This is a genomic window from Acidobacteriota bacterium, from assembly GCA_039030395.1.
Taxonomy (GTDB): domain Bacteria; phylum Acidobacteriota; class Thermoanaerobaculia; order Multivoradales; family JBCCEF01; genus JBCCEF01.
Genome location: JBCCEF010000015.1, coordinates 81784 through 108441, shown reverse-complemented (window position 1 = coordinate 108441; position 26658 = coordinate 81784). Strand labels below are relative to the sequence as shown.

Here is a 26658-nt window from a genome sequence, read left to right as displayed (position 1 = left end):
TTTCATCGCGGGCCTTTCCTTTGCTTGCCATCGCCTCGAATCCCGAGCCTGCCTTTCTCACCGTCCACCTACTGCGAGTCCGTATGCCACTGAATCTGCTGCGTTATCCGCGGAACCTGCTTCTCGACGTACCGAAAGGACGCCTTCGGCGCAGAACCCACAGATGCCTTGCATCTCCAGCGACCTACGGCCTCTCGCTACGGTCGCCGGTGAGAAATCCAGGCTAGCCCCCTAAATGTTGCGCCCGGCCCTCCAGCTTTTTCGCCATCGCAGCCTCCTCGGCACCCTGACGGTGCGTGATCTCAAGGCCCGCTACCGGGGTTCCCTGCTGGGATTCTTCTGGTCGCTGGTCAACCCGCTCCTGTTGCTGGCGGTCTACAGCTTCGTTTTCGGCTACGTTTTCCGGCGGCCCCTCGGCAGCAGCATCGAGCCCTATGCGCTGTTCCTGGTGACCGGCCTGTTTCCCTGGATCTGGGCCTCCGGTTCCATGCTCGAAGGCACCCTGTCGCTGGCCTCGAACTCCGGTCTGTTGCGCAAGGCGGTCTTTCCGATCGAGATCCTGCCGATGGTCTCGGTGTTCGCTAACCTCGCTCACTTCCTTTTCGCTCTCCCCATTCTGCTGGGCGCCCTGGCCGTCGGGGTGGCGATGGGCTACCCGATCGGTGGCTGGAGCATGCTGCTGGCGCCGCTGGTGATCCTGCTGCAGATTCCGATGGTGGCCGGCCTGGCGCTGGCGTTGGCGTCCCTCAATGTGCACTTCAAGGACGTCCGGGACCTGCTCTCCAATCTGCTGACGCTCCTGTTCTTCCTGGCGCCGATCCTCTATCCCCTGGAAGCGGTGACCATCCGCCCGCTCGCCTGGGTGGTGTGGGCGAACCCCTTTTCGCCCTTCACCCTCGCCTACCAGCAGACCTTGTTCGCCGGCACCGTGCCGGGCTGGAGCCTGTGGTTGCACATGGCGGTGATCAGTTGGCTCTGCTGGGTGGTCGGCGCCTGGATCTTCGATCGTCTGCGCAACACCCTGGTGGAGGCGGTGTGAGCGACGCGATCCGAGTCGAAGGGCTCTCCAAGCTCTATCGCCGGGTGGCCCCCGGCGCCCAGTTCAAGACCCTGAAAAGCGCCCTGTTGGACGGCAGCTTGATCGGCGGGCTGCGGCCGGAGGAAGCCATCGCCGCCCTCGACGAGGTGTCCTTTTCGGTGCCCAAGGGCCAGGCCTTCGGCATCATCGGCGGCAACGGCTCCGGTAAGTCCACCTTACTCAAGATCGTCGCCGGCATCCTCCAGCCGTCCGCCGGCAACGTCGAGGTGAACGGCCGCGTCGCCGCCCTGATCGAGCTGGGCGCCGGTTTCCATCCGGAGATCTCGGGGCGCGAAAACATCTACATCAACGGCGCCGTACTCGGTCTCTCGCGGCGGCAGATCGAGGAGCGTTTCGACGACATCGTCGAGTTCTCCGGCCTGGCGAACTTCATCGAAGAGCCGGTCAAGAACTACTCGTCGGGCATGTATGTGCGGCTGGGGTTCGCCGTCGCCATCCACACGGATCCGGAGATCCTGCTGGTGGACGAAGTGCTGTCCGTTGGCGACGAGGCCTTCTCCCACCGCTGCTTGCGGCGGATCGAAGAGTTCCTGGCGGAGGGCCGCACGCTGCTCTTCGTCAGCCACTCGCTGGACCTGATGGAGCAGCTCTGCGACCGCATCCTGTGGCTCGATGGCGGCCGGCCGCGGGGCACCGGCGAACCGCGCCGGATGATCGATGCCTATCGTCAGTCCGTCGCCGAGGGAGAGGCGGAGGAGCACCGCCGTGAACAGCAGGAGCAGGAAGATGAGGCCTCGGAAGCGTCGGAGGTGGAGGGCACCGAACGGTCGGCCGACAGCCCGCGACGCTGGGGCTCCCGGGAGGCGGAGATCCCACGGGTACGGTTGCGCAACGCGAGCGGCGAGGAGACCCACCTTCTCCGCTCCGGCGAGGCGGCGGCCTTCGAGCTGGAAGTGCACGCGCCCAAGGCCTTGGACGACTTTGCTTTCGGCATCGCCATCTCCACTCCGCGAGGAGTGGAAGTGTGGGGCACTAACACCGATCTCGCCGGCTTCGAGGCGGACCGGCTGGAGGGCGACGGGGTGGTGCGCATCGCCTGCCCGGCGCTCTCCCTGGCGCCCGGCGAATATCTGGTCGACGTTGCCCTCCACACCCGCGACGGCGTGCCCTACGACTACCGCCGCCGGGTGTTGGCGTTCACCGTGACCGCCGGCGAACGCGGCGTCGGGGTGTATTTTCCCGAACACCGTTGGGAGTTTCCGCCTGCCGTTTCCTGGGACAAGGGGCCGGAGTAGCGAGCTACATCGGTGCGATAGCATGCATCTCGGCTCACCCGCCACGACAGCGAGATCAGAAGGAGGTCGGATGGCCAAGCCCGCCGCCGGAGTCAACGTCAAGATCGACGATGAGGAGCTCAAAGGACGCTACTCGAATCTGCTCCGCATCACCCACACGCGCGAAGAGTTCTACCTGGACTTCATCAATCTGGTGCCGCCTCAGGGCATCGTCACCGCTCGGGTGGTGGCGAATCCCGGCCACGTCAAGCGCATTCTGAGTGCCATCCAGAAGAACCTGGAGCTGTACGAAGAGAAGCACGGCCCCATCCGCGAGGCTCCGGCGCCGGACGACGGGAGCGTCAACTGAGTGCCCCGCAGCGCATCTTCCCTGGCCTGCCGCTGGTGTTGCGATGGGTACCGACAGGGCTACGCGAGGTCCGTGGATGATGAGACGTTCGCCCGTCTGGATCGCCGTCGCGCTGCTGGTCGGGGGGAGCCTCTCGCTCCCCGCCAGCTCGTCGGCCAATCCCCGGAAGACCCTCCGCGAGTGGGCCCGGGGCCCGGCACACTGGCTGATGCTGCCGGAGGAGAAGCGCGCCCTGCGGGCGGTGCGAACGGACGAGGAGGCGGCGCAATTTCTGATCGACTTCTGGCAGCGTCGGGATCCCGATCCGTCGGATTCCATCAACCCCGCCCAGGAGCAGTTCTGGGAACGCCTCGAGGCGGCCGACCGGCTCTACGGGCAGGGTAGGAAGCGCGGCAGCATGACCCCCCGTGGGGGTGCTCTGATCCTCTTCGGCGCTGCCTCGGTTCTGCGCTTGAGCCAACATACGGCGCCCTCCTGGTCGCCCCGCTCCCCGGCCCGCTCGCCGACCTTCGACGTCACCCAGGTGACGGTCGAAGAATGGGAATACCCGGCCGATGAACTGCACCCCCGGTTGGCGACTCTCATTCGCCACGAAGGCTACGAGCGCGCGGTGCTCAAGTTCCTGATCGAAGCCGACCGCACCACCTTCATGGAGGGAGAACGGCTGCTCGAACTGGCGGCCCAGGCGGCGGTCGAGAGGTAGCCGTCCCGGCGGGTTGGGGAATCTTCGGGCACTCCGGGGCGTACCCACGGCCTGACGCTTCCGGTGAAGGATTTTGCCGGGGCGTGATAGAAATCCACGGATCCAGCAAGCTGGCAGGGTTGAATGGAAGGTTGGATTTTCCATGAGGCGCCGCCGACGAGCATTCGGCTCGACATTCATTCACCACGGAGAAGAACGTATGCCCCGACCCCAGCGGGTACCGTCCGCAGCCCTTTCCTTTCTCTGCGCCATCTTCGTTGTCGCCGGCTTCTGCCTGGGCGCAGCTTCGGCACAGGGCGCGACCTTGAGGGCTTCGCTGCGGGCCTTCGAAGCGCCGCTGGTGGGCGAGGCGATGCCGTTGGAGGCACCGCTCGCTATCGGCCGCGGTGTGCTGCAACCGTCCTCCGGTGGTTCGGCCCACCTACTGTGGGCGAACGGTCAACCGGCGGGCTTGTGGGTGCGGGGCGGCGCGACCTTCAGCTATCGGGTGGACGATCCGATCAGCCGACCCGTCGCCGAGCGCAACTTCAAGACCGCCTCGTCGGTCAAGCTCACCGCCGGACCGAACGGCGCCACCGCCAGCCAGCGGGTGACCTCGGCGGTGATCTGGGCGCGGGACTTGGCGGCGGCGAAGGCCGCCGAAATCGGCGCCACCGGGCCGCCGGAGGGCGCGGCGGCGCTCTCCTCGGATTGGTTCACCGAACTCCTCGACCGAGCGCTCTTCTCGTCGCCGGGCCTGCGCGCCTTGACCTTCGACCTCATGAAGCTGGACGGCACTCGGGTCGCCCTGCTGGAGGGCGACGAGAAGTGGTTCCTGGACGTTGATCCGGAGGTCTTGCGGGAGGAGACCCTGCTGCGTCTCGACGACCTGAGCGGCAGCGAGGGTGGGCGCGAGTACAAGGGCGACTACATTGCCTACGAGCTGGTCACCCAGCCGATCGGCCGAAACTGGTGGGATCGCCCGGCCGCGGAATGCGTCACCACCCATACGGCCTTCACCGTGAACAACCCGCGGGATCAGTATGTCGAAATTACCGCGCGCTCCACCGTGCGCTCCCAGCGGGACGACCTGGGGGTGTGGAGGGTCTCGCTGCGTGACCGGGTTTCCGACGGCGACAAGTTTTTCCCGATCGAGGTCGACCATGTGAAGGTAGATGGCAAAGAGGTGGACTTCTTGCACGATCGAAACGATCTGCTGGTCATCCTCGATCCGCCGATGACGAAGGGCGAGAACCGCGTCATCGAGGTGAAGCACCACGGCGAGATCGCCATCCGCCCGAACAAGGACAGCTTCTGGTCCCTCGGAACCTGGGCTTGGTACCCGAGGCCCGCCCTCAACGGCCAGTTCTCGACCTTCGAATTCGAAGTGCGGGTACCCGAGCCGTTGACTCCCTATGCCTCCGGCAAGACCGTCGAGCGCAGTTCCGGCGACGGATTCAATCGCGTCAAGACCCGCCTGGACCAGCCGATGCAGTTCCCGGTAGTGGTGGCGGGCAAGTACTCGGAGGTGAAGGACTCGATGAACGACATCTCCGGCACCGTGGCGGCCTACGCCGGCGGCAAGGAGCGAGCCGCCAAACAACTTCTCAGCAACTTCTTTGCGTCGGCGGACTACTACGGCCAGCTCTTCGGCGTGCCGTATCCGCTCGACGAGATGAACGTCGTCGAGATCAACTCCTGGGGTTTCGGTCAGGCGCCGCCGGGCATCATCTTCATCACCCGCGAGGCCTACAACCCGATCGGCGACGTCGTCAACCGCTTTTTCTCGCAAGGGGTCAACGCCCGCTTCGTCCATGAGGTGGCCCACACCTGGTGGGGGCACGTGATCAAGATGGACTCCTATGAGGAACAGTGGCTCACCGAAAGCTTCGCCGACTACTCGGCGGCGCTGGCGCTCCAGGCCATGCGCGGCGGCGGCAAGAAAGGCCAGCGGGAGTTCGACCGCGAGCTTCGCCAGTGGAAGCGGCTCACCCAGGACATCAGCGACACCGGGTCGATCTACTTGGCCAATCGCCTGGCGGGGAAAGACGACAAGGACTTCCGCGACCGGGTCTACCTGCTCTATGCGAAGGGGCCGCTGGTGCTCCACGCCCTGCGACAAGAACTCGGTCGCCAGTTCGGCGGCGCGCAACAGGGCGACCGCTACTTTTTCGCCCTGCTGCGCACCTTCACCACCAACTTTTCCGTGCAGTACGGCGCGACCCATCACCTGGTGGGTATCCTCAACCAGATGACCAACAAAGACTGGCAGCCCTGGTTCGAGCGCTACGTCTACGGCACCGAGACGCCGTCCATTGACGACTGACGAAGTGCCGCGCCAAGTTCGGGCCGGCTGCGTCGTGGTGGGGTAGGCTCATCCTCCCATGGGAGGCGGCTCGGAATGTGCCGTCACCAATCCAGGAGGCAACGAGTATGAAAATCGAAGGTTCGAAGGCCCTCGTCACGGGCGGCAGTGGAGGTATCGGCAAGGCGATCGCGGCGGCGTTGATCGCCAAAGGCGGCGCGGTCACCATCACCGGGCGGGACGAACACAAGCTGCGCGCGACGGCCGAGGAGATCGGTGCCCACGCCATCACCGCGGATGTCGGCGCGGAGGAAGATGCCGTTCGCTCCGTCGAAGAGTTCGTCGACCACCACGGCCGCATCGACCTGCTGGTCAATAACGCCGGCTTCGGCACCTTCCAGTCGCTGGTGGAGATGTCCTTGGAGACGCTGGAGTCGGTCTACCGTACCAACGTCTTCGGCGCCTTCGTGATGGGCCGCGAGGCGGCCAAGCGGATGATCGCGCAGGGCTCCGGCAACATCGTCAACATCTCGTCCACCTCGGGCTTGAAGGGCGGTCGGGGCTCCACCGCCTACAGCTCCTCGAAGTTCGCTCTGCGCGGCATGACCGAGTGCTGGCGCGACGAACTCCGTCGCCACGACATTCGGGTGATCCTGGTCAACCCGAGCGAAGTCCTCACCGACTTCGCCACCACCGCCGGCTTCGACCAGCAGGCTTCCCCCAAGAAGCTCCGCCCCCAGGAAATCGCCGACGCCCTGGTCGGCGCTTTGGCGATCGACGACCGGGGGTTCATCCCAGAGTTCTCGGTGTTTGCGACGAATCCTTTCTGAGGGATCTGGGAGTGACCCGCGGGGCGCTGAGTCACCCCACGGGTCCGTCTGTCCCGGTCCTCAGGCCTGGCCCTTGCCGTTGCAGTTCGGGCAGACACCCTTGGCGTTGCAGTGGTCGCAGTTCACCCAGCCCTCGCCCTTGCAGATCAGGCAGCCCGCTCCCTGGCAGTTGTCGCAGTTGGGCGTTCCCTGGCCGCTACAGGCCGGGCAGTCGCCGGTGCCGTCGCAGTCCGCGCAGTGTACGGGTTCGTTCATCGCCGTTCCTCCCAAAGAACATCAGTAGATGCCTGGGAGTGACAGCGAAACGTAAAATGTTTCGCAAGTACTGACTCGGCTCGGTGCGGCGTGGGCCTTCGCTACCGCACCAGCGGCCGATACTTGATCCGGTGCGGCTGGTCCGCTTCGGCACCGAGGCGTTTGCGGCGGTCGGCTTCGTAGTCCTGGTAGTTGCCCTGGAACCACACCACCTGACTGTCGCCCTCGAAGGCGAGGATGTGGGTGGCGATGCGGTCTAAAAACCAGCGGTCGTGGCTGATCACCACCGCGCTGCCGGCGAATTCGAGGAGAGCTTCTTCGAGGGCGCGCAGGGTGTCGACGTCGAGGTCGTTGGTCGGCTCGTCGAGGAGCAGCAGGTTGCCGCCGCTCTTCAAAAGCTTGGCGAGGTGTAGGCGGTTGCGTTCGCCGCCGGAGAGAGCGGCGACCTTTTTCTGCTGGTCCGAGCCGCGGAAACCGAAGGACGAGGCGTAGGCGCGGGAGCTGACCTCCCGGCGGCCGAGCTGGATCATGTCCTTGCCGCCGTCGGAAATCTCTTCCCACACGGTCTGTTCGCCGTCGAGCCCATCGCGTGACTGGTCGACATAGGCGGTGACCACCGTTTCGCCGGTTTCGAGCGTGCCGCGGTCCGGTTCTTCGCGGCCGACGATCATCCGAAAGAGGGTGGTTTTGCCGGCGCCGTTGGCGCCGATCACGCCGACGATGCCGCCCGGTGGCAGCAGGAAATTGACTCCCTCGAACAGCAGCCGGTCGCCGTAGCCCTTGGCGACGTCTTGTGCTTCGACCACCTTGTCGCCCAGGCGCGGTCCCGGCGGGATGGAAATCTCCGCTGGCCCGCTCCGGCGCTCCGCTTGCTGGTCTTTTTGGAGCAGGCTTTCGTACTGGGCGATGCGCGCCTTGCTCTTGGCCTGGCGGCCGCGGGGGGTCATCTGCAGCCATTCGAGTTCCCGCTGCAGGGTGCGGCGGCGGGAGGAGGCCTCTTTTTCTTCCCGCCCGAGGCGCTCTTCTTTCTGCGCCAGCCAGGAGGAGTAGTTGCCCTCCCAGGGAATGCCGGCGCCGCGGTCGAGTTCTAGAATCCAGCCGGCGACGTTGTCCAGGAAGTAGCGGTCGTGGGTGACGGCCACTACCGTGCCCTTGTACTCCTGGAGGTGGCGTTCGAGCCAGGCGACGGATTCGGCGTCGAGGTGGTTGGTGGGCTCGTCGAGGAGCAGCAGGTCCGGCTGCTTGAGCAACACCTGGCAGAGGGCGACGCGGCGGGTTTCGCCGCCGGAGAGAACGTCCACCTGGGCCTCCGCCGGCGGCAGGCGCAGGGCCTCCATCGCCAGCTCCAGGCGGCTGTCCAGCTCCCAGGCGCCGGCGGCTTCAATGGCGTCTTGCAGCTTGCCCTGGTCGGCGAGCACCTTGTCCATCTCGTCGGCGGACATCTCCTCGCCGAGGCGCATCGACAGCTCGTCGAAGCGGGTCAAGAGCGCGCGGGTGGGGGCGACCGCTTGCTCCACGCAGTCGCCGACTCTGGAACCCGGCGGCAGCTTCGGCTCCTGCGGCAGATAGCCGACGGTCATGCCCTCGCCGAGGCGCGCTTCGCCGGCGAACTCCGTGTCCACTCCGGCCATGATGCGCAGCAGCGTGGATTTGCCGGCGCCGTTCGAGCCGAGGACGCCGATCTTGGCGCCGTAGTAGAAGGAGAGGTAGATCCCCTTCAAGATTTCCTTGCCCTGCGGCGTCATCTTCCGCAGGTCCTGCATGGTGTAGATGAACGGTGGTGCCATGGCGCTCGCCCCTCTAGCCTGCGTTGAATGCAGTCTTGGCCGGGGCCTCCATGGCCCCGGCGAGGCGGGATTGTGTCATGGGCGCAAGCCCCTCGCCGAACGGAGGGGCTCCCCGCGGTCTAGATCCGCGAGCCGGTCAGCTCGACATCCGCCCGGGACCATGCCGATTCGAAGCGCTCTCGGGCGGCCTCGGCCTCCTCGGCCTTGCCCTGGGCTTCGAGGCTTTGGACCAAGCCGGAAAGGGACCAGCCGTTGCGCGGGTAGTCCTCCAGGTCGCGCCGGTAGACCGCTTCGGCCTCGGCGTTCTGACCCGCCTTGAGGAGCGCCGCGCCGAGGGACTGGCGGGTGGGGTAGTACCAGAAGGGCGGTTCCATGTAGGGCAGGGTGTCTTGGGTGGCGACCGCCGTTTCGAAGTGCCCGATCGCGCCGTTCAGGTCACCGGCGGCCATGGCGATTTCGCCTTCGACCAGCGAGTGCGCGATGTCGAGGACCATGCTCGCCGGATAGTCGTTGCCGTCGAGGAGGAGAATCTTGTCCGTTTCAAGGAGCGGCACGAGGGCGTCGCGTTCCGCCCGCGCCGCCGCGATGTCGCCCTTGCGCGCCTGGGCCGTCGCCCGCGCGTAGTGCCAGATGGCATTCGAGAAGTGGAGGTCTTCCCGCGGCGCTTCTTCCGCCAGCAGGTCGTCCCACTTGCCGAACTGGGTCAGGGCCAGCAGCGGAATGGTGTGGAAGAACTCCACCTGCGGAAACGCTTCGATCATCTCCAGTCGAACGTTGGCGGCCACCTTGCGGGCGGCTTCGATGGCCACGTCGCTCCGCCCCTCCATGCTCGATGCGGCCCACAGAAAGTGAATGTTGTGCGGGTAGTAGAGGGCCGGGTAGAAGCCCTGGGCGTTGCACTGGGCGATGTACTCCTCGTCCACTGCCGCCGCCCGGACGTTGGCTTCCGAAGCGTCGTTGTAGCGCCCAACCCGCCAGTAGATGTGGGCCGGCATGTGGACGAGGTGGCCGGCGCCGGGCACCAGGTCGGCCAGGCGATCGGCGGCGGCTTCGGCCCGGCCGGGGTTGGACGAGGCTTCCACGGCGTGGATGTAGAGATGGAGGGCGAGGGGATGCTCCGGCGACCGTTCGAGCACCGTCTCCAGGGTGGAGATCACTTCCGCCGCTTCGGGCTTGGGGTTCTCGCCGTCCAACCAGTAGTCCCAGGGCATGGTGTTCATCACCGCCTCGGCGAAGAGGGACTGGGCGTCGTCGTCTTGCGGGTACTTCGCCGCCAGTTGGCGCATGGCGTCGGCATAGGCCAGGTCGAGCGGTTCGCGAGCGGTCGCGGGGTCGCCGTTGTAGCGGGTGGCGAGGGCGTCGATGTAATCGCGCTCGGCGTCGGCGGCCTGGTCGCGCCGGGCGATCGCCTCCTGGAGCGCCGCGAAGGCGGCCGTTCGTTCGTCTTCGGACATCACCGCCTTGCCGTTGCTGGTGACGTTGATGTTCGGCCCGGTCGCCAGCGCTTCGCCCCAGAAGCACATGGCGCAGGTGTCGTCCAGGCGCTGGGCCGCCCGGAAGGCGCGGATCGATTCGGCGTGGTTGAAGGCGAAGGCCAGCACCAGCCCCTGGTTGAAGTAGCGCTGGGCGCCGGGGTGGTCGGTGGCGATGGGGTGGTGGTGCTCCCCCATGCCTTCGAAGAGCGGCGCCTGGGCCTCCTCGACCAGCGCCGCCTTGTCGGCTTCCGAAAGGGGCGGAGGGGGTGCCGAGGCGTCTATCGCGGTCGGCGGTGAGCAGGCAGCGGCCAGCAACAAAAGCGCAGTGGGGAGCGCGAGACGGAGTGCGTTCATGAGAAACCTCCTGGGAGAATCTCTGTGGAACGGCCCAATGCTGGGCAGTCTTCGATCAGGGATATCAAAAGTCAGTATAGACAACCGGTGCCAGGGCGCGCTCGGGCTAGCAGGTTGCTGAAAAAGGCCTTCGGCCTATGATTTCAGCTGCCCTGCCAGCTTTCTTTTCCAGGGGGCTGGGCGCCCCCTCGCCCGAAAACACCAGTGTTTTCCGGCTCACCCCGTCCACGACGCCTACGGCGCCGCCTCGCCTTTCAGGCTCGGAACAGGGTGCTGACGAGTTAATCAGCACCCTGCTAGGGCCCTATTTGGTCTCGGATTCGGCTGAGTCCGTCTCGCCTTCGCCGGTTTCCTCGTCGCCTTCCTCGCCGGCCGCCGGAGGCGGCGCGGCGGCTCCGCGCACCGCCACCAGCTCGTTCAAGGTGCGCAGGTAGAGGGTGCCGTCGGCGATCGCCGGGGAGGCGAGGATGCGCCCGCCGATGTCGTTCTCGGCCAGGATGTTCAGTTCCTTGCCGGCGGCGAGAACGAAGATCACGCCGTCTTCGGAGGAGTAGTAGAGCTTGCCGTCACCGGCCACCGGCGAGGCCACAAAGCTGTAGCTGCCGCCGCCGACGCGGGCTTCGTAGTGCCGCTTGCCGCTCTTGGCGTCGTACACGCCCAATACGCCGTTGTCCCGCCCGACGTAGTAGAGACCGTCGTAGACAATGGTGGTGGGCAGGTAGGAGCCACCGCGTTCGCGGCTCCAGGCGAGCTGTTCCGGCTCGAGGGTCCCGCTGGCGTTCGTTGGGATAACGTAGATCGGGCTGCCGCCGCCGTGAGAGCTGGTGAGGTAGATCAGATCGTCCACCACGAAGGGCGTCGGCGTGGGGATGTCGCCGGTGCCGGCCATCCTCCACAGCTCGGCGCCGGTGTTGAAATCGTAGCCGCCGATGTGGCGGAAGCCGTTGACGATCACCTGCTTGCGGCGACCGTCGTCATGCACCGTGGGGGTGGACCAGGTGGGTACCTCGTCGCGGGAAGTCCGCCAAAGTTCTTTGCCGTCCTTCACGTCGAGTGCGGCGAGGAAGGATCCTTTCTGGACATCTGCCTGCACGATGATCCTCCCAGCTTCGAGCACCGGCGAAGAACCGAAACCCCACTGGGCGCTTGGTACCAAGAAGAAGCCGGAGTCGAGCAGGCCGAGGTTCTTCTTCCACAACAAGTTGCCGTTCAGGTCGTAGACATAGAGTCCTTCGGACCCGAAGAAGGCCACCAGGTGTTTGCCGTCGGTGGCGACGGTCGGGTTGGCATGGGTGGACTTCAGGTGCCTCTTGACCTGCGGCACCGTCTCGACGGCGGTCTTCTGCCACCGCACTTCCCCGGTGTTGCGGTCCAGGCAGTAGACGACGAAGCGATGGCTCGAATCGTCCTTCACCGGGTCGATGTCGCCGTAGAGGCCGGTGCGGATTCCGGCGTCGTCTTTCTCGCTGACGGCGGTGGTGAGGAACACCTTGTCGCCCCAGATCACCGGGCTCGAATGGCCGAGGCCGGGGATGGCGGTACGCCACAGGATGCCCTCGCCGCTCTCACTGTCCCACCGAACGGGCAGGGGAGTGGAGTCGTCGACGCCGCGTGCGCCCTGGCCGCGAAACTGGGGCCATTCCTGCGCCAGTGCTCCGAGAGAGACGAGAATCCCGGCCAGGGAACAGCTTACGAGGCGAGACGGTCGAAAAGACAATTGAACGGTAGGAGTTTGTGGCTCGTTCATGGGACGACTCTATCGTGCCGCAAGGTCGGTCGTCGGGCTCGTTGAGTGCGCCGCCGCTGCCGCCTCGCCGTGTAGGCTCGGAACAGGGTGCTGGCGAGTTTTTCAACACCCTGCCAGGAGTCTTTTCACTCCCTTCGCTCTCTCGATGTTCCCGGTCTTTGCGGCTTCTCCCCTGTGGGGGCAGCCGGATCTGACGGCGACCAGAACCAACGATCGAGTGGGCGACGGGACCATTGGATTTCCTTGCGACGGGAGGCCCGGGAGCCGTGAGGCTCCCGGGCGCTGCGCGCCGGAACGCGGGGCCGACCGTCAGTCCCTCATGTCGAAGATCTCGCGGTCGTCCTCGCCTTGGCAGTTGACCCGCACGGTGTACTCGCGGGGCTCTAGGTTCGGAAACTCCTTGAACCAGTTGTCTCCCAAGGCCTCGGCCATTCCCTGACCGTGGTTGGGATCCAGCTCGACGAAGATGCCGGCCTCGACGCTGCCGCCTTCGCCGTTGATGACGGCGGTGCCGGAGGCCTTGTCGGTGCGGACTGAAGTGATGCGAAGGGGGGGCCTGGACATGATGTTGCTCCTTTTGAGTGAGGTGACTCGCCTGGTGATCGGTTCGGGTGAATTGAACGGAATGACTACAGGCCGAGCAGGCGGCTCAGCGAGCCCTTGGTGATGAGCTTTCCTTCGCTGCCGAAGGCTCGGAGATCCTTGTTGGAGATCAACCGGCTGAGTTCCTCGTCGGTGATCGCCAGCAGGGTTTTGATGTCGTCCCGCGGAATGACGATCGGCAGGGATCGCATGTCGGTGACGTCGGTGAGCTGCGGGGTCTTCGGGATCGGCGGATGGTGCACTCCGAGGTCGATGGTGAAGTCCTCGATTTGATTGGGGACTCCGTTGGTCCAGTCGGACGCCAGCCCCACCTTTACCCGCAGCCGCTTGACCTTGCGGCTGAGCTGCAGGAAGGCGGTACCGTAGTGCAGCCCCTCCTTCTGTTCCGCGCCGGAAGAGCGCAGGTACCAGCCGAATTCGTCCGGCGCGGCCAGAGTCGCCTTCTCGAGTTGGATCGTTCGGCGGCGGGGTACGTAGGTGTAGCTCAGGTTGTAGCTTCGCCCCTTGCTGGAGTAGCCCAAGGAGGTGCTGGACGGCCGGAAGCCGTCCTCCGGGCGTTCCTCGATGACCCTGGCCAGCGTCTCCGAGGGCTCCAGTCCCAGGATCTTGATCAGCGGTTCGCCATCCGGCGGCGCCGGCCCGTCCGTCTGCTCCAGGGCTTCGAGGATCACTCGAAGCTCCATCTCTTGCAGCTTGGTGCCGGTCACCATCGAGGTACTGCTCCTCGGTCGCAGGCGGGCACTGGCGGCGAAGGCCAGGTTGAGGGATGGGAATGAGAAGTTCTTGAGAACGGCCGACAGGGCCTCGGTGGTCTTGTCTCCGAGGGCCGCCCCGGAGAAACCGTTCGGCTGAACGAAACCGAAGATTCCCAGGTTGGCGGTGACGAAGACGTCGACCCGTTGGCTGCCGAGCCGTTCCGGACGGCTCTCCGGCGGCGGCATCGAAGGGCTGCTGACAACTTGCATGTGGATCCTCCCTATAGTCCGTTGACGGTGTGAATCGTGCCGGGGGTCGGCGTCACATGAAAACCTGCAATCCATGGGCGTAGCCTAGGAATTCGCCGTTCGGTCCACTACTTGAGAAGGTCCGGATTTCACCCTGCGGATGGTTGGCCTCGGGAGCCCACTTCCGGACTGCGAAGGGCTGCTAAAGTCTGGGGTGGACGGCGGTGGTGAAACGGATTGCGCCGCGTCACCACCTGTTAGGGGTAAAGGGAGGAAGGTCTATGGCTGGCTGGCGAATTCAATCGGTGTTGGCGCGGTTTTCGAAGCGCGCGCTCGTCCTCTGTCTACTGCCGGGTTTGGCGCTCTCGGAGCCCGCCGCCGGGGTGGCGGCTCAGCCTTCCGAAGGGGCATCCGCTGCCGCTGGCGAAGCACCGGCACCGCTCAATCGGCGCGATGTGAAGCGGGTCCAGAGGGAAGCCGCCGGCGCCCTCGCCGCCGGCGATTTTTCTACCGCGATTACCCAGTTCGAGCGCCTGGTGGCGACCTTTCCGGCCCAGGATCCGCGCCGCGCCGGTGCCCTCTACTCGCTGGCCGTCGCCTCGTTGTTCCGGCCCGCCGTTGCCGGTAACTTGGAGCGCGCCACCCAGGCCTTGGAGGAACTCGAAGATTCGTACCCCAAGTTCGAGCGCCTTGCCGAGGTGAAGCTACTGGCCGCTGGCCTGCGGGCGCAGGCTGCGTCGCGCGCGGCGGCCGCCGGCCACGCTCAGGAGGTGGCGGATCTGCAGGCGCAGGTCGCCCTTCACCAGGGCGAGGCGGAAGCCTGTAGCACTGAGCTGGCGAACCTTGCCGAACAGCAGGAGACGGGCTCCGAGGAGAGCGCGGCGATGCAGGCCGAGGTGAGGCAACTGCGCGCGCGGCTGGCCGCGGCGGAAGCGGAACTCAAGAAGAAAGAAGAGGCGTTGGAGAAGGTCAAAGCCACCCTGGTCGGTGGTTAGCCTCTACAACAAGGCCGAGATTTTCCCCAGCAAGCGTTTGAATTCCACCGGCTTGGTGTCGTAGTCGTCGCAGCCGGCGGCGAGGGCCTTTTCACGGTCTTCGGCCATGGCGTGGGCGGTGAGGGCGACCACCGGGATGGTTTGGGTCTCGGGGTTCGCTTTGAGCCGCCGGGTCGCTTCCCAGCCATCGATCACCGGCAGGCTCATGTCCATCAGAATCAGGTCCGGCGCCTCGCCGCGGGCAGCGTCGAGGGCTTCCTGGCCGTCGACCGCCACCGCCACGACATACCCCTTTCGGCTCAGTCGCCGGGTGAGCATGTCGCGGTTCATCTCGTTGTCCTCGACGAGCAGGATCTTAGGCATTTTTTGGAGCCTCCTAGCAGGGCACCGACAAACTCAGCATGGCCGTTCAGTGCCCTGCTCCGAGCCTGAAAGGCGAGGCGGCGCCGTAGGCGCCGAGGATGGGGTGAACCTGAAAAGACGTTTCATTTCAGGTGAGGGGGCGCCAAGCCCCCTCAAAGAGAGAAAGGCTAGCAGGGCAGCTGAAATCATAAGGCGAAGCCTTTGTTCGGCAACCTGCTAGCGATTCTGGCGCACGCAGGCCTGAACCAGCTCGCCGAGTTCTTCGAGGAAGGCGGCCTGGGGCATCGCTCCCTTATGTACGATCGTTTCGACGTAGCCATTGAGGCGCAGACGGTCCTCGGCGGTCAGCTCCTTGGCGGTGACCACCACCACCGGGATGCGTTCTTTGCGTCCCCGGCGCCGCATCGCCTCCAGAAAATCGAAGCCGTCCATCTCGGGCATCATCAGGTCGAGCAGGATGAGGTCCGGCGCCGCCTCGGCCACCCGTTCGAGTCCGATTCGGCCGTTGGCGGCCTCGTCTACGGCCCAGCCGTCGGAGTCGAGCATGCGGCGCATCAAGCTGCGTGTTTCGGTGTCGTCTTCGACGATCAGGATCCTTCCGGCGGCACCGTTGCCGGACAGCTTGTGGAGGAGCGGGATCAGTTGGTCCCGGTTGACCGGCTTGGTGAGGTATTCCGTCGCGCCGAGGGTCATCCCCATGTCGTGGTTGTCCATCATTGACAGCATAATCACCGGGATCGCGGCCGTCGCCGCGTCGCTCTTGAGTTCCGCCAGGACGGTCCAGCCGTCCATCTCCGGCATCAGCACGTCGAGGGTGATCGCCATCGGTTGGCGGGTGCGGGCGAGTTCGATGCCGTTGGCGCCGTCCGCCGCGGTGATCACCTCGAAGCCCTCGCGCACCAGGAATCGGCGCACCAGGTCAAGGGCGGCGGGCTCGTCGTCGATCACCAGCACTTCCTTGCGCTCACCGGTCGCGTGGGCGTCCTCCGGCGGCGGGCTCGGTGCCGGTTGGGGTGCGGGCTCGGCGGCGGCTGCCGGTTCGACCGCCGGTGGCGGGGCTTCGGGTTCCTCTTCCTTTGCCTTCACCACCACCGCGAGCGGCAGATCGACGACGAAGGTCGTGCCCTGGCCGCGATCGCTCTCGACGATGATCTCGCCGCCCATCAGGTGGCAAAAGCGCTTGCTGATGGTCAAGCCGAGGCCGGTGCCGCCGTACTCGCGGGTGGTGGACGAATCGGCCTGGGTGAAGGCTTCGAATACCCGCGTGACCTGGTCTTCGTCCATCCCGATGCCGGTGTCGCTGACCCGGAATCGCACGCCGGCGGCTTCTCCCACCCGGTGGCTTTCGGCGGTCACCGAGATGGTGCCCTGGTCGGTGAATTTGCAGGCGTTCGAGAGCAGGTTGAACAGAATCTGGCGCACCTTGATCTGATCGGCCTTCATCGTGCCCAGCTCCGGTGCGACCTTCACTTCCAGCCGGTTCGAGTTCTTTTCCACCAGCGGCTGGATGGTGGAAACCACGTCGTCGAGTAGCGCGCCAATCTCGAAGTTCTCCAGGTGGAGAGTCATCTTGCCGGCCTCGATTTTCGACAGATCGAGGATGTCGTTGATCAGAGCGAGCAGGTGCTTGCTGGCGGCGACGATACGCTTCAAATCCGGGACGGTTTCTTCCTGCCCCATGTCCTCGGCGTCTTCGAGCAGCATCTCGCTGTAGCCGATGATGGCGTTCATCGGCGTGCGCAGCTCGTGGCTCATGTTGGCGAGAAAGCGGCTCTTGGCGCGGTTGGCCCGCTCGGCGCTCGCTCGCGCGTCCTCCACCGTCGAGCGCGCGGCGGTCAGATTCTCGGCCATCTCATTGAAGCTGTCGGCAAGGTCTGAGAGTTCGTCGCTCGACCGCACCTGGATGCGATGGCTCAGGTTGCCGCGGCCAATCTCCCGGGCGCCGCCCTGCAGCTTCTTGAGGCGGCGCACCAGCTTGCCGCCGGTGACCCACGCCACCACCAGTGCCAGCAGCGCGGACAGACCGAAGATCGAGAGCGTCGTGCGTTTGGTGACCTGGGCAACTTCGAAGAAGTTGTCGGTGGCCTGCTGCACCAGCAGGCGTTCGTTCTCCTGTAGGCCCTGGAGCAACCAGGAGACCCGCTGATAGAGATCGGTCGGGGATTCGCCGTCCGCGCTGTCGAGCACCGCGTCGCTCCCGCCTTCATCGCCGGTGCCCTCGACGGGCGCCTCTTCGGCCGGCGCCTGGCCCGCACGGTCGAAGAAGTCGAGCCACTCCTTCTGCAGTTGTTGGAAGGCGGATTCGAAGCGTTCGAAGCCGGCTCGTTGATCCGGGCGTACCAGGCCGTTCAGCTTTTGGACCTCGGCGCTGGTGCCGAGAATGCGTTCGCGCACTTCCGCCACCTGCGCCGGTTGGAGCAGGGCGTCCTCGGCGTCGATCAGCAAGGTGCTGAACACCGCCACCTCCTGCCGGCGGTCGGCGAGGTCCTGCTCGATGGCCACCAGGGCGAGCTGCCGGTCTACTGCGCCGCGAAGTTCGAGAATGCTGGCGTCGCGCTTGAAGTTGCCCCAAAAGTAGATCGCGATGTTGAGGGCGAAGAGCACCAGAATCACCAGCAGCGACAGGCTGAGTTTTTCTCGAATGGTCATCAGTCTTTCGATCCCCGGGAAGAGAAGAAGCGACGGAACCAACCCCCTCGACCCCCTCGGGGCGGTTGGTCGATGGCCACCGTGGGCGCCAGGTCGGCGAGCAACTCGTCGGTGTTCTGCGGCTCTCCCAGGGGCGACTTGCCGGTGGCTTTGCGGCGCGGTGCCTCGGGCTCCGGAGGGCTCTGTACGATGCCGACGGCGCTCGCTAGTTCGCGGGCCAGGCCGGCGGCGTCCGGCCGCTCGGCGGCAGCCTTGGCAAGGCTGCGCGACACTAGCTCGGCCAGCTCTTCGGAGAGGTCCGGTCGGTGCTCCCGGATGGACGGAATCGGTGCCTTGATGTGGAGCATCATCAGCGCCATCAAGTCGCCCTTCTTGGCGACGAAGGGCAGCTTCCCGGTGAGCATCTGGAACAACATGACGCCCAGGCTGTAGACGTCCGATCGGCCGTCGTAGTCCTGATTTTCGAGACGCTCCGGGGCCATGTAGGTGGGGGTGCCGAGCAACATGCCGTCCTGGGTGAGTTGCTGCGAGGTCACCGTTTCGCCCATCAGCTTGGCGATTCCGAAGTCCAGCACCTTGACCACCTCACGGCCCTTCTCAAGGTGCAAAAAGATGTTGGCGGGCTTGATATCGCGGTGCACCATACCGGCTTCGTGGGCTTCCGCCAGGGCGTGGCAGATCGGCACCATCAGCTCGGCGCAGCGGCGCGGCGATAGGGCTCGGCCGGCGCCGATCTCACGGTCGAGGGAACAGCCTTCGAGCAGCTCCATCACCAGGTAAGCGACCCCCGTTTCGGTGACGGCGAAATCGTGCACCGCCACCGCGTTGGGGTGCTTGAGGCGGCAGGCGGCGGCCCCCTCCTGGCGGAAGCGGCGGAGGGATTCGGTGTCCGATGCGAGGCCGGTGCGCAACACCTTCAAGGCCACGTCGGTATCGAGATCGAGGTGCCGGGCGCGGAACACGCTGCCGAAGGTGCCGGAGCCGAGGAGCGACTCCAGCCGGTACTTTCCGGCCACTACCACCCCCGGTTCGATCTCGCCGGCGGTCGGCTCGTCGCTCGCCGGGGTCCCCTGGGAGGCGCTGTCCTTGGTGCGGAGTTGAGCCTGCACCCGAGCCAGCACGATGGGGAAGTCGAGCGGCTTGACCACGTAGTCGTTGGCTCCCAGTTCGAGCGCCTGCACGACGTCTTCGCTGTCGCCCTTGGCGGTCGCCATGATGATCGGCAACTGTGTCTGGGAATGGCTCTGGCGCAGTCTCTTGAGCACCTCGATACCGTCGATGCCCGGCATCATAATGTCGAGCAGGATGAGGTCGATGTCCTGTGCGGCGACCGCGTCGAGGGCTTCCTGCCCGCCCTTGGCGACCGCCACCCGGTAGCCTTTGCGCTCCAGTCGGCGCGACAGGAGATCGCGGTTCATCTCCTCGTCGTCGACGACGAGAAGGGTGTGTTCGGAACTCATCTAGGTCTCCGAGAAATACATGCTGTGGCGATGGGAGGCAACGAATGGTACCACCCGGGTTCCGAGCCCACAGGGCGAGGCGGCAGCGAAGCTGCCGAGGATGGGGTGAAGTCGAGAAGGCTGGCCTTCTCGACTGAGGGGGCGCCGAGCCCCCTGAAAATGAGCTCTAGCCGGCGTGCTGAAATCATGGCGACGTGCTCTTTCGGCCGCCTGCTAGAGGAGCTTGACGGTGACCGGTCCCGTCACCCGCAGTTTGCAGGCCAGCCGGCAAGGGCCGGGCTCGACTTCGCACAGTTCTTCGAGGGTCTCGATCTCCTGGTCGTCCGGTTCCGCGTCGAGGTTCTCCCGGCCGGTGACGATGCGAATCGGGTCACTGCCGCAGATCCCCGAGTGGCACTCGGCGACGATCGGGATGCCGGCCGCTTCGGCTGCCTCGCAGAGGGTCTGGCCGGCCGCCACGGCGATGGTCTTGCCGAGGCCTTCAAAGGTGACCGACGGGCCGTTCCCGGCGCCTGCGGCCGGTGCGACAGCGGCCACCTCGGCCGGCCGCAGCGAGGCATGGGTCGAATTCGCCGGATCGACTCCGGCGGACAGCGCCGGGTCGTCCCGCAGGCTGACCAGGAAACGCTGCTGCCCGGCGCGGAAGCGGTCGCCGTGGTCGATCGCTACCGCGTCGCGCACTCGCAGGAAGGAGCCGTTGGCGCTCTTCAGGTCCTTGATCTGGATGCGGCCGCCGGTGACCGTGAGGGCGAGCTGCCGGCGCGACAGGGTGCGGTCCTTGCGGTCGAGGGTGACGTCCGGCGCCCGCCGGCCGATGATGGAGGTGCCTTCCGCCAGCCGGTGGCGACCGACCACCTGACCGCGGGCGTCGAAGTGGGTGAAGCCGGGCCCCGTCCCCTCGCCGCCTTCGCCCTCGACATCGTCGAGGCGCAGGAATTGCTGGCCGCAGCGGATCAGGTCGCCGGGGCGGACGTCTCGCTTGTCCGCCGCCTGGAGCTCGAGGAACAGGCCGGTGGCGCTGCCGTCGTCGCGCAGGGAGAAGCCATTCTCGCCGTGGACGATCGAGGCGTGCTGCGGGGACAGGGCGGAGTCGTCCGGGAAGTTGGCGTCACAGCCGGCGCGGCCGAGGGTGGTCACCTGGCCTTCCGGCAGCGGAAACTCCTCCCCTTCGACGCCGCCGGGCAGGATCCGAATCAGCATGGCGCCTCCCTCGGCGGCGGCGCGGTCCGCCCCGAGACTGGCTTCCGGCGGGCCGTCATCCAGGCTATCCCTTTGGCTGGCGACGGCGACGGCGATTCTCGCCGCCTCGCCGCCGGCCGCCGGCGCCGCATCTTCGACGGCGATCCCAGCGGGATCCTCGCCGGCGAGCCTCGCCCGCAGCACGTCCGCCACCAGCACGCCGTCGCGCAGGGCGGACTTGATGTTGCCGCGGTGTTTGACCTCCCGGAAGCCGGCGGGATCGGCGTCGAAGTCATCGGTCTCGAAGTAGGCTTGGCTGAGCAAGTCGCCGACCACGTAGACGCCGGACAAACGGGTTTCGAGATAGCGGTTGACGACCACTCTTTTCCGCCCCTTCGGTCCGCCACAGATCAACGGGCAGCCGATGCCTGCGAGCAGCGGTTCCGGAATGTCCTCGCCGATGCAGGCGACGCAGGACTCCTTGGGGAATTCGAGGTGGGTGGTCTCGTTGGGCCGGCCGTCGATCACCCGCCGGTCGGTGCGGATCGCCAGGTACTCCCGGCGGTCGGCGGCGGTCACCACCCCGGCCGGCTCGCTCTGCGGGAAGTAGCGGATGTTGCCGTTGCCGATGTAGGCCGAGAAGAACACCTCCGCCAGAGCTTTGGACACCCGCGGCATCCGGTCGCCGCGGTAGGACCAGTACACCCCCGTCGGGTCGCCGGCCGCCGCCTTGGCGTTGGACAGGGCGATCACCGCCTCCGCCGCCGAGGTGCCGCCGCCGATCACGCAGGCGGAGCGGTCCACGAAGTCGTTGGGGTCGTCCAGGCGGAAGGCGATGCCGTCGGTGTTGCCGGGAATGTCGAAGCGCCGCGGTACCCCACGACCGAGGGCGAGAACGACATTCCGGGCGGTGAAGGTGGCGTCGCAGCGACCGCGATGGTCCCACCCCTGCGCCAGCCAACTGCCGTCGTCGCGCCGTTCGAGGCCGGTCAGTTCGACGCCGGTGCGGGCGGTCACGCCGTGCTCCTGGTAGAGGCCCTTCCAGCGGGCACACATCTCGTCTTTGTCGATCGGCTCGAAGGCGAGGGACGAGATCAGCCGGCCGCCCTTGGGAAAGGCCATCGTGTCGCCGCCGCCGAAGCCCGGCAGGATCAACTTGTCCTTCGAGTAATCGCGGATGCGTTTCATCAGATCGTCGTAGTCGACGACCACCACCTTGAGGCCGTGTTCAGCGGCGCGGAAGGCGGCGGCGGTGCCGCCGGGGCCGCCACCCACTACCAGCAGATCGAGCACTTCGGGGGACGGGTTCATTGCGGATCTACTCCGAATTCGTTGGGCCGGAATCATTGGGAAGGTCCACCAGGGGAATCGCCGAGACCTCGCCGAACCGCAGGGCGGCACCGGCGGAGACTTCGACGTCCCCGGTCACTCTCTGGTCGTCGAGCCAAGTGCCGTTGCGGCTGCCGTCGTCGCGCACCCGCAGGCGTCCGCGATGCACTGTGAGTACCGCGTGCAGCCGGGAGATGGTGGCGCCGTCGATCATGATCTCGCAGCTCGGCAGCCGCCCGACCCGGTTCGCTCCCGGCTGGAGGACGAAACCGTCCTGCGGACCTTGCTCGGGGATGCGCAGCCGCCAGGTCGGCTCCGGTACCGCGTGCTCGATCGGTGGTGCGGTGCCGAAGGCCGAGGGCAGCGGCGCCATCTGGCTTTCGATGCGGGTGCCCATTCCGGTGTCGTCGCCGTCGAAGCTTCCCGGCAGCACCAGCGGCTCAGCGCTGATCACCGTGTGGCTGTCGGTAGTGTCGCCGAGCGGCCCTGAGTCCTCTGAGGGAGCCGTCGGCGGCGCGGCGGCCACCAGCTCCGGACCCTGGTAGATGACCTCGACGGCCCCGCCTAGGGTGATCACGTGCATGCGGGATAGGGTCTCGCCGCCGCTCACCGGTTCGCCGTCGAGTTCGGTGCCGTTGAGACTGCCGAGATCTTCGAGCAGGTAGCGCCCGGCTTCCTCGTCCCAGGAGATACGAGCATGACGGCTGGAGATCTCGCTGGCCTCCAGCACCACCGTGCACTCCGGGGCGCGACCGAGGGTCGCCTGGCCGGTGAAGTCGAAGCGAGTGCCACCGGCAGCTCCTCGCTGACAGAGCAGGCGGGCGGGCCTAGCCTGCATTGGCGGTCTCCGGGTTGACGAATTGGATCAGCTCCGAGCGGCGGTCGGTGTCCGGGTGGAAGAGATGACAGGTGACACAGGTCTGGGAGGCGAGGTTCTCGTTGTGGCACTCGCCACAGACGGCGATCTTGGGCAGGTTCTGGATCTCCGCCCGGTCCAGTTCGGCGGGCACCACTGCTCCATCCGAATTCAGGAACTCGGCGAAGGGGATTTCCGTGTGGCAGTCGAGGCAGCCGCGCTGCAGCATGTGGGCACGGTGGTTGAACTCCGCCCGCTTGAGGGTACCGAGATCGTTTTCCACCCGCACGATGGTGGCGTCTTCCACCGTGTGGCAATTGCGGCACGGTTCGGTGAGCGCCTCGGCGACGGTGCGGATGCGTTCCGCATCGGCGGATTCCGGATCTGCCGGCGGGGTCAGGGCGAGGAGGAAGCCGGTTTCGTCGAGCGGCGCGTGGGGATCCTCCAACCGTCGCTTGAGGGCGGCGAGGACCGTGTCGATCTGTTCGAGTTCCCGCTGCACCGCCCGGTCGGGAATCGAGCGCAGGTCGAGGGCCTGGGCTTCGAGGGTGGCGATGGCCTCTTCGTAGAGCGAGCGCAGCTCGGCCGGCCGCACGTCCGGTGAGGCGGTCAACAAGTCCGCCAGGCCGCCGTCGCCCAGCAGTTGCTGGCGCAGCCGCCGCAGGTTGTGGAGCACCCACGGGTCGCGGTGGTAGAGCGGGCTCTTGACGATGCGCTCGCCCTGCTGCCGGAACTCACCGGGGTTGACGTAGTCCGCCCAACGGCTGCCCGGCAAACCGGCGAGCTGGATCGCCTGCAGCGTTTGCACCCCAGGGGATTCGCCGGCCACCGGCAGCGGCGGCGTGCGGTCGGTGGCGGCGAGGTGGCAGGCGTCGCAGTGGCGGTCGAAGTCGATCGGCTGGAAGGAACGGCCGGCCGGTTCGGGGTTGTGGCAGGCGAGGCAGGTTCGCTCCACCTCGTCGGGATTCGAGGCGTCGAGGCTCTGCCGGATAATCAGCTCTTTGACGTGCTGGATGTGCGCGAAGGCGAGGGCACGGTCGCCGGGGTTCGAGTCCGGCTCCGTCGCTTGGGCGAAGGCGAATTCCGGATGGTGGTCACTGAACGGGGAGAACTCGTGGCAGGCTTGGCACCGGGCGTCCGCCACCCGGGTGATCTCGGCGGTGCGGCCCTGGTGCTCCGTGTGGCAGGCGATGCAGGGCTCTTCGTCCGGCGAGGGCACCACCCGCTGGAAGTCGTCGGACCGGTAGAGATAGTGCGAGGCAAAGGTGTAGACGCCAAGTTCGTCGCCGTGCTTCTCGTGGCAGGTGGAGCAGGCCTCGTTGCTCACCGGAGCGAAGCCCGAGTGGCAGGCGGCGCAGTTGTTCTCTAGATTGGCGTGGTTCGATGACAGCGGACCGTTCGAAACCATCCGACCGTCGCGGCGGAGCAGGCTCCAGGCGGCCAACAGCGCCACGATCACGAGAGCCGCCGCTCCAACCCACAGGAGTTCACGCCGATGCGGCGGCTGAACATACTTGCTGGCAACCGGTAGACCGGAGTCCCCCAAAGTGCCTTTGCCCGTTCTGTCCTTCCTCGTCAAATCCCTCTCCCCACGAGATCAGCGATCAGTAGTACCAAACAGCGAACAGGTGCACCGCCAGCAGCACCAGCACCGCCGTCGACACCGGCACGTGCGCCCACAGCCACAACCGCAGGCCCCGCTGCAGGGTGAACTGGGCGTCGAGCTGGGTTTTGGTGCGGTACATCTTGGACAGCCCGGCCAGCTTCGCCTGCTCTTCCGGCGGCAATAGCGGGTGCAGCACTTCGACCTCCTTGAGCGCCGTGTCGCGGCCGCCGGTGGCGTCGAAGTAGAAGCGCAAACGCGGCTGCGGCGACGCCAGGGCCGGCGCTAGGCGGCGGCTGTAGAGGGTTTGCACCGGTTCCACACAGGTGGTGGCGAGGGCGTCGGCCTCGGCGCTCAGCTCGTGGACCAACTCGGGAATGCGCTCGTAGATCGCCTCCACTTCGAGGGACGAGCCGAGCACCCGGGGGATCCACTGCTGGAGGGCGAGGCCGGCGAGGCCGCTCGCCACGGTCCACAGGCTGAGCAGCCAGAGCCACCAGGTCACCGCTCCGGTGGGTACTGAAAAACCGCTGTGCATCAGCATCAACAAAGCGAACAGGGCGCCGCCGTAGAGGTGGAGGTAGAGCCAGGTGCGGGCGCTCCCCAGGCGCCGGCGGGTGGCCCAGCGGGGGAAGCGCCGGCGGAGCGAATAGAGCGCCGTCACCAGCAGCAGCAGCGCCGCGGCGATGCCGTAGCCCAGGCCCCAAGGGTTGCCGGGGTTCACCTCGAAGAACTGAGCGTTGACGGCGAAGACCAGCAGGCACAGTCCCGCCACCACCGCGAACGCGCGACGCCAGCGACGGCCGGCGGCGCGCCTGGGCGCCAGGGAACTGCGGTTGGCGGCGGTCACCGATCATCCTCCGCCAGCAGCGTTTCCAACTCCGCCACGGAACCCACCCGGAAGGCGCAGCCCTGGGGGCAATTGCTGACGCAGGCCGGGTCGTGGCCGGTGTCGACGCACAGGTCGCACTTGCTCGCTACGTCCCGTGGCTGGCCGCGCAGGCCGGTGGGCACCATGTCTTCCGGCCAGGTCTCGCCGGTCTCGTGCATCACGATGGCGTCGTAGGGGCAGTTGTTGGCACAGGTCGAGCAGCCGATGCACAGCTCGTCGCCGATCGCCACCACGTCGCCCACTCCGGCCCGGTGGATGGCGCCGGTGGGACAGCCCACCAGGCACACCGGGTCGCGGCAGTGATAGCAGGAGCGGGCGATCAGCAGATTCTTCTGCTTGCTGCCTTCGCGCACGAAGCGCGGCCGGCCGCCGTGGGTGTCGGCGCAGGCGCGCACGCAGTCGTCGCAGCGGGTGCAGGTGTCGAGATCGATCACCAGGATGCTCGAACCCTGCACCAGGCCGCTGTCCAGCGCCGCCTCGGTAAAAGAAGACCGGCCGATGTGCCGGCGCGCCCGTCCGGCTTCTTTGATCCGTTCCGTGGCGCTGCGCCAGAGATCGTCCTGCAATCCCGGATGGGCCGCGAGCAACTCGTCGAAGGTGGCACGGGGGATCTTCACCAGCTCCGCAAACTCGACGGACGAGGCCGTCACCTCCCAGCCTTCGATGCCCTCCGTCAGCAGTTCCACCTCGCCCAGGGTCATGCCCTTCGAGAGATAGGAGACCACGATGTCCCCTTCCCCCAGGCGCTGCGACAGGCGCAGGAACCCGGAGCGCACCAGGAAGAGTGCATCCACCCCCTGGCCCTGTCGGACGACCACCTCGTCCGGGTTGCAGGAGACCAGCTCGACGCTCTGCTCTAGCTGCTGGAGAAAGCTCCGGCTGCAGTGGCGAAAGAGCGGTGTGGTCTCCAGTTGCGACGACAGCGAGCGCTCCCGGTACAGGCGGTCCAGGCGCGCCGCCAGGGCCTTCGACTTGCGCTTCATCAGACGCAGCGCCGGCACTCGGATCTGGATCAATCGACAATCGCTGGCGCAGCGGGCGGTGACCGACTGCGGCCAGCCGCTCATCGCGCCGATCTCCCCGAAGAGTTCTCCCGTCCCGAGGCCGGCGCCGGTGCCGGTGGGCAGATCGAAGTCCATGCTGGCGAGGAACGTGATCTCGCTCTTGGTGGGTGCCGAGGTGCCGGGCTCGCGGTCTTCCGTCGCCGGTCGGAAGACGGTGGTGCCGTCGGCCGGCGGCAGCGGGCTCGGCAAATCGCCGATCACCGTCCGCGACAGGTCGAAGATCGGCATCGATTGGGAGGCGCCGGCGACCAGCTCCTCGACCGCTACCTCCACCCGGCCGTCGAGGATGAAGAACGCCAGGTCGATGTAGGCGCCGGCCTCGAACAGCACCGAACCCGCCTTCCACTGGGCGATCGAGATATCCGGGCTGATGCGCTCGAGGAAACGGTCGTCGTAGTCGGCGAAGAGTTCGAGTTGCCGCAGTTCTCTCGCCGTGAGCTTGTCCGACAGCGACTCGAGACCGGTGTTGGCGCCGCGCGAGGTCCAGCGGTCGCGGTACTGCTCCATGCGCTTGAGCATGGTCTTGCCGAAGTCGCCCGGGGGCAGATCGGGGGTGCGGTCGGCGTCGCTCATCTCTCGATCCTCATCGCTGCCTGGGTCCTC

The 26658-nt window shown here is 66.5% G+C and carries 21 protein-coding genes; 7 read left to right on the top strand and 14 right to left on the bottom strand.

What is annotated here, in order from left to right:
• Positions 1 to 235: 235 nt before the first annotated feature.
• The 6 genes from AAF481_14440 to AAF481_14415 all read left to right on the top strand — a co-directional run bounded on the left by AAF481_14440 (position 236) and on the right by AAF481_14415 (position 6500).
• Positions 236 to 1039 carry an ABC transporter permease gene (locus AAF481_14440; GenBank protein MEM7482372.1) on the top strand — a complete coding sequence of 268 codons (804 nt, stop codon included), beginning with the start codon at positions 236 to 238 and terminating at the stop codon, positions 1037 to 1039.
• Positions 1036 to 2334 (top strand): ABC transporter ATP-binding protein, encoded by a 1299-nt coding sequence (locus tag AAF481_14435; protein ID MEM7482371.1) that lies wholly within the window; start codon positions 1036 to 1038, stop codon positions 2332 to 2334. Before AAF481_14440 ends, AAF481_14435 begins: the two co-directional genes overlap by 4 nt.
• A gap of 70 nt (positions 2335 to 2404) precedes the next feature.
• Positions 2405 to 2683, top strand: coding sequence for a DUF3467 domain-containing protein (locus AAF481_14430; protein MEM7482370.1), 279 nt, complete (start codon positions 2405 to 2407; stop codon positions 2681 to 2683).
• Between the two features lie 79 nt (positions 2684 to 2762).
• Complete coding sequence (locus tag AAF481_14425; GenBank protein MEM7482369.1) at positions 2763 to 3386, top strand: GWxTD domain-containing protein; 624 nt, start codon at positions 2763 to 2765, stop codon at positions 3384 to 3386.
• Positions 3387 to 3585: 199 nt separating this feature from the next.
• Positions 3586 to 5691, top strand: coding sequence for a M1 family aminopeptidase (locus AAF481_14420; protein ID MEM7482368.1), 2106 nt, complete (start codon positions 3586 to 3588; stop codon positions 5689 to 5691).
• Between the two features lie 107 nt (positions 5692 to 5798).
• The gene (locus AAF481_14415; GenBank protein MEM7482367.1) at positions 5799 to 6500 is read left to right on the top strand and encodes an SDR family NAD(P)-dependent oxidoreductase; all 702 of its coding nucleotides are present in this window, start codon (positions 5799 to 5801) and stop codon (positions 6498 to 6500) included.
• Between the two features lie 60 nt (positions 6501 to 6560).
• On the opposite strand, the gene AAF481_14410 is transcribed toward AAF481_14415, so the two are convergent.
• From AAF481_14410 to AAF481_14385, 6 genes are all read right to left on the bottom strand, one after another.
• A complete protein-coding gene (locus tag AAF481_14410) occupies positions 6561 to 6755 on the bottom strand; it encodes a molecular chaperone DnaJ (GenBank protein ID MEM7482366.1) in 195 nt (64 codons plus the stop codon).
• A gap of 101 nt (positions 6756 to 6856) precedes the next feature.
• Positions 6857 to 8542, bottom strand: coding sequence for an energy-dependent translational throttle protein EttA (gene ettA, locus AAF481_14405; GenBank protein ID MEM7482365.1), 1686 nt, complete (start codon positions 8540 to 8542; stop codon positions 6857 to 6859).
• A gap of 119 nt (positions 8543 to 8661) precedes the next feature.
• Positions 8662 to 10371: a hypothetical protein gene (locus AAF481_14400; GenBank protein MEM7482364.1), complete on the bottom strand. Its 1710-nt coding sequence runs from the start codon at positions 10369 to 10371 to the stop codon at positions 8662 to 8664.
• A gap of 304 nt (positions 10372 to 10675) precedes the next feature.
• A complete protein-coding gene (locus tag AAF481_14395; protein ID MEM7482363.1) occupies positions 10676 to 12118 on the bottom strand; it encodes a PQQ-binding-like beta-propeller repeat protein in 1443 nt (480 codons plus the stop codon).
• Positions 12119 to 12427: 309 nt separating this feature from the next.
• The gene (locus AAF481_14390) at positions 12428 to 12682 is read right to left on the bottom strand and encodes a hypothetical protein (protein ID MEM7482362.1); all 255 of its coding nucleotides are present in this window, start codon (positions 12680 to 12682) and stop codon (positions 12428 to 12430) included.
• A 65-nt stretch (positions 12683 to 12747) separates the two neighbouring features.
• On the bottom strand, positions 12748 to 13686 hold the full coding sequence (locus AAF481_14385; protein MEM7482361.1) for a hypothetical protein: 939 nt from the start codon (positions 13684 to 13686) through the stop codon (positions 12748 to 12750).
• A 260-nt stretch (positions 13687 to 13946) separates the two neighbouring features.
• Here AAF481_14385 and AAF481_14380 point away from each other — a divergent pair, with 260 nt between their 5' ends.
• Positions 13947 to 14660 carry a hypothetical protein gene (locus AAF481_14380; GenBank protein MEM7482360.1) on the top strand — a complete coding sequence of 238 codons (714 nt, stop codon included), beginning with the start codon at positions 13947 to 13949 and terminating at the stop codon, positions 14658 to 14660.
• A 3-nt stretch (positions 14661 to 14663) separates the two neighbouring features.
• Here the strand turns inward: AAF481_14380 and AAF481_14375 are convergent, their stop codons facing one another.
• The 8 genes from AAF481_14375 to AAF481_14340 all read right to left on the bottom strand — a co-directional run bounded on the left by AAF481_14375 (position 14664) and on the right by AAF481_14340 (position 26628).
• Positions 14664 to 15023 carry a response regulator gene (locus AAF481_14375; GenBank protein ID MEM7482359.1) on the bottom strand — a complete coding sequence of 120 codons (360 nt, stop codon included), beginning with the start codon at positions 15021 to 15023 and terminating at the stop codon, positions 14664 to 14666.
• Positions 15024 to 15239: 216 nt separating this feature from the next.
• Positions 15240 to 17672 (bottom strand): response regulator, encoded by a 2433-nt coding sequence (locus tag AAF481_14370; GenBank protein ID MEM7482358.1) that lies wholly within the window; start codon positions 17670 to 17672, stop codon positions 15240 to 15242.
• Positions 17672 to 19132, bottom strand: coding sequence for a protein kinase (locus AAF481_14365; protein MEM7482357.1), 1461 nt, complete (start codon positions 19130 to 19132; stop codon positions 17672 to 17674). Before AAF481_14365 ends, AAF481_14370 begins: the two co-directional genes overlap by 1 nt.
• 213 nt (positions 19133 to 19345) lie before the next feature.
• On the bottom strand, positions 19346 to 21622 hold the full coding sequence (locus AAF481_14360; protein MEM7482356.1) for an FAD-dependent oxidoreductase: 2277 nt from the start codon (positions 21620 to 21622) through the stop codon (positions 19346 to 19348).
• A 7-nt stretch (positions 21623 to 21629) separates the two neighbouring features.
• Complete coding sequence (locus tag AAF481_14355) at positions 21630 to 22478, bottom strand: FHA domain-containing protein (protein ID MEM7482355.1); 849 nt, start codon at positions 22476 to 22478, stop codon at positions 21630 to 21632.
• Positions 22468 to 24075 carry a cytochrome c3 family protein gene (locus AAF481_14350; protein ID MEM7482354.1) on the bottom strand — a complete coding sequence of 536 codons (1608 nt, stop codon included), beginning with the start codon at positions 24073 to 24075 and terminating at the stop codon, positions 22468 to 22470. The genes AAF481_14355 and AAF481_14350 overlap by 11 nt, the downstream gene beginning before the upstream one ends.
• A gap of 25 nt (positions 24076 to 24100) precedes the next feature.
• Complete coding sequence (locus AAF481_14345; GenBank protein MEM7482353.1) at positions 24101 to 24949, bottom strand: hypothetical protein; 849 nt, start codon at positions 24947 to 24949, stop codon at positions 24101 to 24103.
• Positions 24946 to 26628 carry a cyclic nucleotide-binding domain-containing protein gene (locus AAF481_14340; protein ID MEM7482352.1) on the bottom strand — a complete coding sequence of 561 codons (1683 nt, stop codon included), beginning with the start codon at positions 26626 to 26628 and terminating at the stop codon, positions 24946 to 24948. Before AAF481_14340 ends, AAF481_14345 begins: the two co-directional genes overlap by 4 nt.
• Positions 26629 to 26658: the final 30 nt, after the last annotated feature.

Excerpts from the sequence above, each read along its gene's own strand:
- AAF481_14415 (MEM7482367.1), top strand. The coding sequence starts at position 5,799 with ATGAAAATCGAAGGTTCGAAGGCCCTCGTCACGGGCGGCAGTGGAGGT.
- AAF481_14385 (MEM7482361.1), bottom strand. The coding sequence starts at position 13,686 with ATGCAAGTTGTCAGCAGCCCTTCGATGCCGCCGCCGGAGAGCCGTCCG.
- AAF481_14400 (MEM7482364.1), bottom strand. The coding sequence starts at position 10,371 with ATGAACGCACTCCGTCTCGCGCTCCCCACTGCGCTTTTGTTGCTGGCC.
- AAF481_14395 (MEM7482363.1), bottom strand. The coding sequence starts at position 12,118 with ATGAACGAGCCACAAACTCCTACCGTTCAATTGTCTTTTCGACCGTCT.
- AAF481_14430 (MEM7482370.1), top strand. The coding sequence starts at position 2,405 with ATGGCCAAGCCCGCCGCCGGAGTCAACGTCAAGATCGACGATGAGGAG.
- AAF481_14420 (MEM7482368.1), top strand. The coding sequence starts at position 3,586 with ATGCCCCGACCCCAGCGGGTACCGTCCGCAGCCCTTTCCTTTCTCTGC.
- AAF481_14340 (MEM7482352.1), bottom strand. The coding sequence starts at position 26,628 with ATGAGCGACGCCGACCGCACCCCCGATCTGCCCCCGGGCGACTTCGGC.
- AAF481_14440 (MEM7482372.1), top strand. The coding sequence starts at position 236 with ATGTTGCGCCCGGCCCTCCAGCTTTTTCGCCATCGCAGCCTCCTCGGC.
- AAF481_14370 (MEM7482358.1), bottom strand. The coding sequence starts at position 17,672 with ATGACCATTCGAGAAAAACTCAGCCTGTCGCTGCTGGTGATTCTGGTG.
- AAF481_14425 (MEM7482369.1), top strand. The coding sequence starts at position 2,763 with ATGAGACGTTCGCCCGTCTGGATCGCCGTCGCGCTGCTGGTCGGGGGG.
- AAF481_14410 (MEM7482366.1), bottom strand. The coding sequence starts at position 6,755 with ATGAACGAACCCGTACACTGCGCGGACTGCGACGGCACCGGCGACTGC.
- AAF481_14375 (MEM7482359.1), bottom strand. The coding sequence starts at position 15,023 with ATGCCTAAGATCCTGCTCGTCGAGGACAACGAGATGAACCGCGACATG.
- AAF481_14360 (MEM7482356.1), bottom strand. The coding sequence starts at position 21,622 with ATGAACCCGTCCCCCGAAGTGCTCGATCTGCTGGTAGTGGGTGGCGGC.
- ettA (MEM7482365.1), bottom strand. The coding sequence starts at position 8,542 with ATGGCACCACCGTTCATCTACACCATGCAGGACCTGCGGAAGATGACG.
- AAF481_14380 (MEM7482360.1), top strand. The coding sequence starts at position 13,947 with ATGGCTGGCTGGCGAATTCAATCGGTGTTGGCGCGGTTTTCGAAGCGC.
- AAF481_14390 (MEM7482362.1), bottom strand. The coding sequence starts at position 12,682 with ATGTCCAGGCCCCCCCTTCGCATCACTTCAGTCCGCACCGACAAGGCC.
- AAF481_14365 (MEM7482357.1), bottom strand. The coding sequence starts at position 19,132 with ATGAGTTCCGAACACACCCTTCTCGTCGTCGACGACGAGGAGATGAAC.
- AAF481_14355 (MEM7482355.1), bottom strand. The coding sequence starts at position 22,478 with ATGCAGGCTAGGCCCGCCCGCCTGCTCTGTCAGCGAGGAGCTGCCGGT.